This is a genomic window from Carnobacterium sp., assembly GCF_032094055.1.
Taxonomy (GTDB): Bacteria; Bacillota; Bacilli; order Lactobacillales; family Carnobacteriaceae; genus Carnobacterium_A.
Genome location: NZ_DAMDAK010000026.1, coordinates 2,717 through 6,035, shown reverse-complemented (window position 1 = coordinate 6,035; position 3,319 = coordinate 2,717). Strand labels below are relative to the sequence as shown.

At 38.9% G+C, this 3,319-nt stretch carries 4 protein-coding genes; 1 reads left to right on the top strand and 3 read right to left on the bottom strand.

Features of this window, described 5'->3' with window-relative positions; all coding sequences use genetic code 11:
* Positions 1-118 precede the first annotated feature (118 nt).
* Positions 119-796, top strand: coding sequence for a PspA/IM30 family protein (locus RT405_RS05750; RefSeq protein WP_035030778.1), 678 nt, complete (start codon positions 119-121; stop codon positions 794-796).
* Positions 797-876: 80 nt separating this feature from the next.
* On the opposite strand, the gene RT405_RS05745 is transcribed toward RT405_RS05750, so the two are convergent.
* The 3 genes from RT405_RS05745 to RT405_RS05735 all read right to left on the bottom strand — a co-directional run.
* Complete coding sequence (locus RT405_RS05745; protein WP_313468327.1) at positions 877-1,743, bottom strand: alpha/beta hydrolase; 867 nt, start codon at positions 1,741-1,743, stop codon at positions 877-879.
* Between the two features lie 99 nt (positions 1,744-1,842).
* Positions 1,843-2,550 carry a DNA alkylation repair protein gene (locus RT405_RS05740; RefSeq protein ID WP_313468325.1) on the bottom strand — a complete coding sequence of 236 codons (708 nt, stop codon included), beginning with the start codon at positions 2,548-2,550 and terminating at the stop codon, positions 1,843-1,845.
* A 235-nt stretch (positions 2,551-2,785) separates the two neighbouring features.
* Positions 2,786-3,319, bottom strand: a 534-nt coding sequence (locus RT405_RS05735; RefSeq protein WP_313468323.1) for a M20/M25/M40 family metallo-hydrolase, incomplete at its 5' end; no start/stop codon positions are given.

The window sequence follows — 3,319 nt, the reverse complement described above, 5'->3', positions numbered from 1 at the left end:
AAACTGAAGAGATCCTCAACACACCACTGGAAAAATACGGCAGTTCAGAGGCAGAAGAATTGGCAAAAAAATACGAAAATGATAAAAAATAAAACTACCCTTTAAGGAGGAATATAATATGGCTATTTTAGACCGTTTTTCCGATATTATTAGCGCAAACATCAACTCACTTATCGACCGAATGGAAGACCCAGAAAAAATGATTGATCAGTACTTACGTAATATGACAGAAGATTTAGCAGAAGTTAAGCGCAATACTGCTGGGGTCATTGCAGAAGAAACCCGTACTAAACGTGCAGTTGATCAAAACGAAGCCGAAGTGATGAAATACAACGATTACGCCAAAAAAGCTTTGTCAGCCGGCAATGAAGACGATGCACGTATTTTCCTGAAGAAAAAACAAGAACTGGAAAATGTTGGCACCGGCTTAGCACAGTCTTATGCTGCTGCACATGAAAACGCGATGAAGATGCGTCAAATGCATGACAAATTGGCTTCTGATATTGAAACTTTAAAAGGTCGCCGTGCCATGATCAAAGGCAAGATGTCTGTAGCGAAAACACAAGAAAAGCTGAACAACGTCAGCGAATCTGTTGGCAAAACGCAAGGTGCAATGGGTTCATTCTCGCGTATGGAAGACAAAGCTGATCGAATGTTGGATGAAGCCAATGCGATGTCAGAATTAAACCAAGAGCCGGTGGATGAAGCTAAATCACTGGAGGAAAAATACTCTAGCGAAGGGTCAGCTGCTGTTGAAGACGAGCTGAGCCGTCTGAAGTCAGAAATGGGCTTATAATAACAGATTTTTTCTATCAAAACGAGCAAAAGCAGAACGGTCTCTTTAAAAGACCGTTCTGCTTTCATTTTTTCATGGCACTATATGTTATTGATAAAATCAACAATCAGCTTACTGACATGTTCTGGTTCTTCGTGATGTACCCAGTGAGTAGCTTCCCCTAGTAATATTCCCTGACCTTCATCACAAAACTCAAGACTTTTACTGGCTAACTCATGACCCAAAAAGTGATCTTGGGCTCCCCATATCACTAGAGTGGGCACAGTGACTCTGGATGGGATAGTTGGATCGGAAAGGCTGCTTACATTGGCGCGGTACCAGTTGATCATTGAACGCATAGCCCCTAATTGAGACCAGGCAGTACGGTACCTTTGCAAATCTTCCTCGTTGAATGTGCCTTTCTTACTACTGTGCCTTAATGCCTTTACTGCAATTTTCCAATCGGACAGTTCAAATAATCTCTCCGGTATCCCTCTAAGTTGAAAGAAAAGGATATATGAACTTTTCAAAATTTGCATGGGGTGCTGTAAGATTTGCCTGTTCATAGCTGCTTCATGCGGTGCATTGAGTATGACTAACTTCTGCAACAGATCCGGATACATTCTTGCCACTCTCCATGCCACGATTCCTCCCCAATCATGACCCACGAGAATCACTTTTTCTTTTCCAGAAGCTTTGATCAACCCCGCAATGTCCTCAACTAAATGATTCATGCGATAGTCATTTACTTTTTTAGGTTTATCGCTGAGATTATATCCTCTTTGATCCGGTGCCCATACTCGGAATCCTTTATTTGCTAAATCAGAAATTTGGTTGCGCCACCCATACCAATACTCGGGAAACCCATGCAGCAAAATAATCAGTTGTCCTTCTTTAGGACCTTCTTGAACAACATGTAGTTTAATCCCATTCGTTTCTACATATCTATGTTCTTCTATCATCCCCATCTATTCTAAAACCTCCTAGCCAATCGAAAAAATCTAGTAATTCTCTATTTACTTATAATCTAGTTCTTCTTAAATAAACACCTTTATGCAAAACTGACGTTAACATCTTACATATTTGCGTTTGAAACCTAGCCTTCCTCTATCCTTTTCTTTTTGGATACTTTCGTGAGCATTTAGGAGACTACTTTTTTTATTTTCTCGTTTGACTTCTACTGTCCCTACTTCTCTTGCGACCTCAATGGCCTTTTCGTTTAGTGGTAAAAATGAAATACCAACAGTGTATAAGAAATTATTCATCGCAGCTTTTGTTCGTTCTGGTGATTCATGGATCTCCTTTTTCACGATATCCAGCATATTGGAAATCTTACTTTTAGAAAATTGATTGTCCGGACGATTACCTAAAAGCCAACAGTAGCAGCTCCAGCCCGTAGACATTTTCAATTCTTGACCGCTGGCAATCCATTTATCAGCCACATCTTGTGCAATATCGGTCTCAGCTAATGTTACAGCCACCACATAATCAGACAGCATATAAAAATAAGCGGCATCTATCCAACGATTAAAATCGGATTCGGTCATGGCTCTCGGATCGGCAATAATCCCTGCAAAGTACATGGCATCATAATTCCCAGTAGCATACAGCTCTTCAGCTAAAGGTTGATTTATTTTGATTTTCTTTGCGATTGGCTTCATTGCACCGGTAGCCACGCCAAAAAGCGGCTCATGGGCACCGTTAGATAGGTATATTTTCTTCGTTCTTTCCTTACCTAAGGCCTCAAGCTCTTGCATCACTGTTTCGAAATCCATTTTTTTGTATTTCCTTTCTTAATTTTACTTCCTGCTTAAATCGAAGAAACAAATTGATATTTTTTCAAGGCTTTTATTCTTTTTAATTTTACCATAATTGTTTAATGTTCATCTCTTCTTTTGTTCAAATAAAACAATAAATAGACTAAGATGCGTTGGAAAAAAACTCCCTATACTAATCTTAGTCTATTTTGTAAGATGGTTTGAAAATAAACGTTTAAGAAATAACGTTTTGTTATTTCAAATATTCTTTTGCAATATTTTGATACTGCTCGATCATATCCAAATAGTTGTCTATTTGAACGTATTCATCGACTTGATGTGGCAAGGTTGGTTCTCCAGGACCGTAAACTACGAGGTCAAACGGCTGAGCTGATTTTGTAAATTCCGCTGCATCCGTAGTCGCTGAAAGCCCTGTAAGTGGAAGATCTTTATCAGAAACGTTTAAAATGCTTTGAATCAGTGCAGAATCTTTAGGCGATTTAACCGATTGTTTATTGTAATCAACCTTCAATTCTAAATGATAATCTGTTTTTTCATTTAATTTGTCAACGATTGCTTGAAGTGTATGGATAATATCATCATTTGAATAGCTAGGTATGGAACGGATATTAGCTTGTAAACTTGCGGTTTCAGGAATGCTGTTGACTTGGTTCCCCCCATGAATCACAGTTACATTATGAATGGTTCGGCCCAGTACTTCATCCTCGTATTTTTCTGTGATGTTGTCCATTGCTCGATTCGCTTCTGTGATAAATTCATTCAAATG